This is a genomic window from Capnocytophaga sp. G1920 (assembly GCF_051417515.1).
In genome coordinates this window covers 102,741-109,204 of the sequence record NZ_JBPRKH010000009.1, presented here as the reverse complement: position 1 = coordinate 109,204, position 6,464 = coordinate 102,741, and the positions used below count along the sequence as shown (strand labels likewise).

Below are 6,464 nucleotides of genomic sequence, written 5' to 3'. Positions count from 1 at the left end.
TGAAGGGTGTTTAGAGGCTTTGAAGAAGGCTTTAAAAGGGAAGAAAAGGTCAGAGTCTTTAATACATCATTCGGATAGAGGAGTTCAATATTGTTGCAAAGAGTATATATTGTTATTGCAAAAAGAGGACATTCAAATTAGTATGACTCAGGAGAATCACTGTTATGAAAATGCTCACACGGAGCGTATCAATGGGATTCTCAAGCAAGAGTTTAATTTAGGAGTTACTTTTAATACTGAACAACAAGCTCTTAGTGCGGTATGTTCGGCTATAAAGACATATAATCAAAAACGTCCTCACTATGCATTGAACTTAAAAACTCCTGATCAGGTGTACTTTCAAAAGGTAGCTTAATGAAAAAAATTGACTAATAAAACAATAATTAATTATGACAACCTTTTTTAGGACGTGACATAATTAGAGAATTAGCAAAATTGAAAATGAGAAAATGGGTGATGTGCGAGGCTTAGGGCATAGGCACTAGGGGGGAGTATGACAGAAAAAAGAATTAGCAAATTAGAGAATTTGGAAATTAGCAAATTTGTGGGAGGAGCTTAGTGGGAGTGTGGGGGCGGAAAAAATATTATTATTTGGGTATATAACAGAAAAATAAGTGTATCTTTGCCTTTGGAATTTTATATCTGTGGCAAAATGCAACTTACTTGTATCATTGTAGACGATGAGCCTATGGCACTCCAACTGCTAGAAAGTTATGTGATAAAGACTCCTTTTCTGAGGTTAGTCGGCAAATTTAGCAATGCTATTGATGTATTGACGTTCTTATATGAAGGTAGTACGCCAGACCTTATCTATATGGATATCCAAATGCCTGAGCTTACAGGGCTCCAGCTTTCTAAAAAGATACCCACCTCTACTAAAATTGTTTTCACTACGGCTTTTGACCAATACGCTATTGAGGGATATAAGGTAAACTCTATTGGATACTTATTGAAACCTTTTGATTATGCTGAGTTTTTGGAGACGGCTCAAAAGGCTTTGCTATTAAGCACACCTTCTGTTACTGAAAAACCGCTCGAAGTAGCGCAGGATTATATGTTTGTAAAGGCGGATTACAAGCAAATAAAGGTGATGTATGATGATATTTTGTATATAGAAAGTCTTAAAAATTACGTAAAAATATACCTCAACAGTCAGCCACAACCTATTGTAACGCTGATGAGTTTGAAGAAATTGGGAGAGGAATTACCGGAAGAACGGTTTATGCGAGTGCATAGGTCGTTTATAGTAGCTTTGAACAAAGTGAAAGTAGTGGAGCGCAACCAAATAGTATTTGGCAAACAACGCATTACGATTGCTGAGAATTGTAGGGAGGCGTTTCTGAATAAAATAATACCTAATGGTCAATAAAGAAAGTTGCTTGAAAAAATCAAGCAACTTTTTTAATTATTAGCCGTTAGTTGAATAAAGGTTTCTTCTAAGTCTTTATGTTTGTGATTAATTTGTAGTATTTTCAATCCGTTTTCTTTGGCAAAATCAAATACAGTGGGGCGCATATCTTCTGAGGTATCGAACTGTAACTGATATAGAAAATCATAGACATTATGCACTGATACGATGTTAGGCAAAGCGCGTAAGAGGCGTTCTTCGACACGAAAATCAAAAGCTACTTCTATAATTTGTTCTTTGTTTTGCAGTTCGGTCATTTTCTTATCTAACACGATGTTACCTTTATGCAATACAATCACACGGTCAGCCAAAGCTTGAATTTCTTGCATAATATGAGAAGATAGCAACACTGTTTTACGCTTACCTAACTCTTTGATAATATGGCGTATTTCTACCAGCTGATTGGGGTCGAGCCCTGCGGTAGGTTCATCGAGTATAAGAATTTCGGGGTCGTGAATAAGCGCAGAAGCCAAGCCTACACGCTGGCGATAGCCTTTGGAGAGCGCCTCTATCTTCTTATTGCTTTCAGAAGAAAGCCCTGTAAGAGCAATTACCTCTTCAATTCTATCGGAGGGGACTTTGGGGTATAGTTCAGCCATAAAGCGCAGGTATTCTCGCACGTACATTTCGGTATACAACGGATTGTGTTCGGGTAAATACCCTATTGTTCTCTGTGCTTCAATAGGATTTTTTAGTATATCAATGCCATTTACTGTTATTATTCCATCAGTAGGGGTAAGCGCTCCTGTAATCATTTTCATAGTCGTAGATTTACCTGCGCCATTAGGTCCTAAAAAGCCGGTAATTTCACCTTTTTCAAGTTGAAAACTGATAGCATTGACAGCCACTTGCTGTCCGTATATTTTTGTTAGTTGTTGAACTTCTACAGACATCTTATTATATTTTGGGCTCAAAAGTACAAAATAATAAACAATTGGCAAGCGTAATAATTAAAAAAGGCTACCCCAATAGAGCTTTAGGTAGCCTTCCTTCAGTATATTTAAAAACAAATAGAAGCTAAACTACAAAGGTTTTACAAGAGTTAAGAACCATTCTTTTACATCGCCTTCCAAAAGGGGAGCGAGTTTCTCTTCACAGGTTTTGTGGTAAGCATTAAGCCACTTACGCTCTACATCGGTAAGGAGACTCACATTGATGCCTGAGGGCATAAACGGACAAAGGGTGAGGGTCTCGAAATCGTAGAACGTACCAAACTCATTGGTAGCTACTTCACGCACCGTAATGAGGTTCTCGTGACGAATACCGTATTGGTTTTCGAGATATACCCCAGGTTCGTCGGAGCATACCATACCCGCTAATAGCACTTGTGGGTTGAGGTCTTTACGAATATTTTGAGGTCCTTCGTGTACGTTCATAAAGCTACCTACCCCGTGACCAGTGCCGTGACCGTAGTCCTTGTGGTTTTTCCAGAGTGCCATACGTGCATAGGCGTCGAGCTGAACACCACGAGTACCTCTTGGGAATTGTACCATTGCGAGTTGTATCATTCCTTTGAGTACGAGGGTACTGTCGTCTATAAACTGCTGACTTACTTTGCCTAATGGAATGGTACGAGTGATATCGGTAGTGCCTTCAAGATACTGTCCGCCAGAGTCTACCAAAACGCTACCTTCGGGGTGTACCTCTTTACTGCCGTGCTCAGGAGCTGAGTAGTGCACAATAGCACCATTACCTTGATAACCAATGATACTGCCAAAACTTTCACCTACAAAGTTTTTGCCTTCGGCACGGAAATCGCGTAGCTTCTTGCCAATGCTGTATTCGGTCATTGGTTCTTTGCCTACTTGGTGGGTGAGCCAGTAGAGGAACTTCACCATTGCTACCCCATCGCGTACCATTACGGTGCGGAAACCTTCGAGCTCGGTAGCGTTCTTCACGGCTTTCATCAGGTTGCCAGGAGCGGGAGCTTGCACGAGTTTATTGTCCTTTTGGAGGGCTTCAAATATCGCTTGATTCGTATTAGGGGCGAGGAGTATATTTTGTCCTTTTACGGTAGCCAAATAGTTGTAGAACTCATCATAAGCACGCACGTTTACTTTGGCTGCTGCCAAATGATTTTCTACCTCAGGGGTGAGTTTAGCTTTATCTACAAAAAGGGTCGCTTCTTTATCGGATAGAGCAATATAACCGAGGAATACAGGGTTGTAAGCCACATCACTACCGCGGAGATTGAGTGTCCAAGCTACATCGTCTAAGGCAGTGATAAGGTGCAAGGTAGTGCGGTGGGTAGCCATTGCTTTGCGAATAGCGGTGAGTTTCTCGGCTACGGTTTGTCCTGCCCATTTATCGGGGTGTACGAAAATGTGATGAAGAGGGTCTTTTTCGCGGTTTGTCCAGATAAGGTCGATGAGAGGTTTATGTACCAATTTGATGTTGTGAGTGGCTAAAGTAGCTTGTAGTTTTTCCCAAGCTATGTGAGAGGTTGCCAAGGCGTTAAGTGCCACAGTAGCCCCAGCAGGAAGTACTGATACGAGCCAATCGGCATAATCGGGAGTGCCTTCTACACCGTCCTTGAAGAGGTCGATGCCAGAGCCTTTGAGCTCGATAGCCGATTGTACAAAGTAGCGAGAGTCCGTCCATAAGCCGGCTTTATCTTTGGTAACGACTACAAAACCCGCAGAGCCTGTAAATCCAGAGAGCCAAGCGCGTTCGAGCCATTCTTTTGGGAGGTATTCACTAAGGTGAGGGTCGGCGCTGAATACCACAAAAGCGTCGATGTGGTTTTCTTGCATTTTAGAGCGCAAGAGGGATAATTTTTCAGGTGTATTCATTGTTTATAGTTTTTATTCTGGATAATTCAGATTTTTATCGGTGAGGTGGTGAAGAGTTTCTAAATATTTCTTAGCTTCATACTTCGCCATTAGGAGGTTATTGTTGTAGAAATTGCCACATTCTAAAGCCGATGCACCAGGAATGTCACCTTCAAAATTAGCGATATACTCAAAGAGTTCGGTAATCAGGGGGGCGATATCTTTAGAGGTATAGTCACCAGCGAGAATGAGGTAATTACCGGTCATACAGCCCATAGGCCCCCAATAGATAATCTTGTCTTTCCACTCGGGATTGTTGCGCAACCAAGTAGCGGCGAGGTGCTCGATAGTATGCGTTTCGGGACTGCCAAGTACAGGCTCGCGGTAAGGGAGCTTCATACGGATATCGAAAGAGGTAAGCACTTCGTTGCCTACATAGTCTTTACGCGATACATAAATGCCACGCTCGAGTTTGAGGTGGTCGATACAAAAACTTGCTATTCTTTCCATTTTATTTAGCTAAGAGTTAAGAGATAAGAGGTAAGAAATGATACCTTTTACTTCTTGATTTTTTGTTAATTGATATTTAGTTGAAATTCTTGAGTAAAATCGGAGTAGTCTTCTATTTTGAAAGCGCGAATATCTCTTACTGAAAGGCAGAACCATTTGATATTTTTTAGGCTTTGTATAGCACGAAAAAGGGTTCGCAAATCGCCTTCAGTAGCATAAGTACTCCCTTGTATCCAATAAAAATTATTTTGCTTAAGTACTTTTCTAATTTCAGCATAAGCGTTGTGATATGGATCTTTATAATGTTTCTTTAGCTCAGAAACTATTAAGTCAAAAGCTATAGCCTGCATAATTCTTCCTCTTCTACGGGTTTAAACATATCTTCTTTTTCAAAGAATAATTCGTCATTGTCCGTCTTTACTTCAATGACAATTCCTATAAAGGGATTTTGTTCTATTTCGGTAACGGTAGCTTCTACCCAATCGGGTTTTCCTGTGAGTTGAGGAGAAACCCACACACGTTGTCCTATATTAAATTTGCTTTCCATTTTATTTAGCTAAGAGGTAAGAGATAAGAGGTAAGAAATGATACCTTTATATTTTAACTTGTTGTTAATTGATATTTAATTTATTGAGAGCTTCTAAATTCTCAAAGAAACTCAGAGAGTTTCTGATAAAACGCTAACGCCTGAAACCTGACCCCTGACACCTAATAAACTACACTGCAAAGGTATTAAACCTGTCGTTAAAAAGCAAATGTTTTAGGCATATTGTTTCAAGAACCTATAATTCCACCAGTAGAGATATTACTCTTAATCACCATTTTCTTATGTGTTTTAGTCGTTTTAATAATACAAAAAGGACGACTAAGTGCCAAGGCATCTCCTGTTACTTTGCTTTCGGTGATGATTTCTATGTAGTCATCGTATTCTATAGCCGAGATTACCTCTATTTGCGATGGTGTCGAACCTTTGATGTCTCCCCAAATGAGTACCAGCTGTTCAGTGTTGAAATTAATTTTAGGGAGTTTGACTATTTTGTGTTCTATACCGCATTTTTTAGCAATCTCTTGTAATTCGGTTTCGCTATGAATAATTTCTTGCTGGTGAGTAACAGAAGCAGTAGAACCCGTATAGCTATTGAGTAGAGACGTAAAAACAAAAGCGTTATTATCATCGGAACTCTTGCTACAACTCATAACGAGGAACATACAGAAAAAGAAGTAAAAAGGTTTCATCGTTTTTCGAAAAGTAAGGATTCTTTAATGTTTTGAGTATCTTGATTGACTACTTTTAGCAAATTGTTTTTGAAAACACAAATACTCTTACCTGTGAGTATTTTTATCAACAACTCACCATCAGCGGTTTCAGCAGCGTTAGTGCTTCCTAAGCCTTTTTCAATTGATAACACACTGCTTTCAGCACTAAAAGAGTAATTTCCCCTAAGCAAATTAGTATGTGTTTTTCCTGTGAGAGTACCATCATTATTAAAAGTAATCACATAACAATCCGGACAATCGGCTACCGTAGGATCAGGCTTTCTACCATTTCCAGTTTCGTCGATCACAGCTATAAGTTTCCACGTGCCTTGTAAAGGATTGGAAAAACTATCATCGGAACTCTTGCTACAACTCATAACGAGGAGCATATAGAAGAAAAAATAAAGAGGTTTCATTGGAAATATCGTTTCTGGGTTTGACACCACAAAGGTACAACTTTTTTATTTATCATCAAAAATATGGAGTATATTCAGGTAAAAGATAAAAAATAATGTGAT

The 6,464-nt window shown here is 39.5% G+C and carries 9 protein-coding genes; 2 read left to right on the top strand and 7 right to left on the bottom strand.

The window, feature by feature from the left end:
- Positions 1-355: transposase (locus ACSQ7D_RS07030; RefSeq protein WP_437135747.1), on the top strand; the 355-nt coding region annotated here is incomplete at its 5' end.
- 297 nt (positions 356-652) lie between these two features.
- A complete protein-coding gene (locus ACSQ7D_RS07025; protein ID WP_437135746.1) occupies positions 653-1,369 on the top strand; it encodes a LytR/AlgR family response regulator transcription factor in 717 nt (238 codons plus the stop codon).
- Positions 1,370-1,401: 32 nt separating this feature from the next.
- Here ACSQ7D_RS07025 and gldA read toward each other — a convergent pair whose 3' ends face one another.
- The 7 genes from gldA to ACSQ7D_RS06990 all read right to left on the bottom strand — a co-directional run bounded on the left by gldA (position 1,402) and on the right by ACSQ7D_RS06990 (position 6,362).
- Positions 1,402-2,301 (bottom strand): gliding motility-associated ABC transporter ATP-binding subunit GldA, encoded by a 900-nt coding sequence (gldA, locus tag ACSQ7D_RS07020; RefSeq protein ID WP_437135744.1) that lies wholly within the window; start codon positions 2,299-2,301, stop codon positions 1,402-1,404.
- A gap of 129 nt (positions 2,302-2,430) precedes the next feature.
- On the bottom strand, positions 2,431-4,200 hold the full coding sequence (locus ACSQ7D_RS07015; protein WP_437135743.1) for an aminopeptidase P family protein: 1,770 nt from the start codon (positions 4,198-4,200) through the stop codon (positions 2,431-2,433).
- A 12-nt stretch (positions 4,201-4,212) separates the two neighbouring features.
- Positions 4,213-4,689: an S-ribosylhomocysteine lyase gene (locus ACSQ7D_RS07010; RefSeq protein WP_053581494.1), complete on the bottom strand. Its 477-nt coding sequence runs from the start codon at positions 4,687-4,689 to the stop codon at positions 4,213-4,215.
- 65 nt (positions 4,690-4,754) lie between these two features.
- A complete protein-coding gene (locus ACSQ7D_RS07005; protein ID WP_181831626.1) occupies positions 4,755-5,039 on the bottom strand; it encodes a virulence protein in 285 nt (94 codons plus the stop codon).
- Positions 5,027-5,236: a transcriptional regulator gene (locus ACSQ7D_RS07000; RefSeq protein ID WP_181831625.1), complete on the bottom strand. Its 210-nt coding sequence runs from the start codon at positions 5,234-5,236 to the stop codon at positions 5,027-5,029. Before ACSQ7D_RS07000 ends, ACSQ7D_RS07005 begins: the two co-directional genes overlap by 13 nt.
- Positions 5,237-5,463: 227 nt before the next feature.
- Entirely contained in the window at positions 5,464-5,925 is a 462-nt protein-coding gene (locus ACSQ7D_RS06995; protein WP_437135742.1) for a hypothetical protein, read from the bottom strand.
- The gene (locus ACSQ7D_RS06990; RefSeq protein ID WP_437135740.1) at positions 5,922-6,362 is read right to left on the bottom strand and encodes a lipocalin-like protein; all 441 of its coding nucleotides are present in this window, start codon (positions 6,360-6,362) and stop codon (positions 5,922-5,924) included. The genes ACSQ7D_RS06995 and ACSQ7D_RS06990 overlap by 4 nt, the downstream gene beginning before the upstream one ends.
- Between the last annotated feature and the right edge of the window lie 102 nt (positions 6,363-6,464).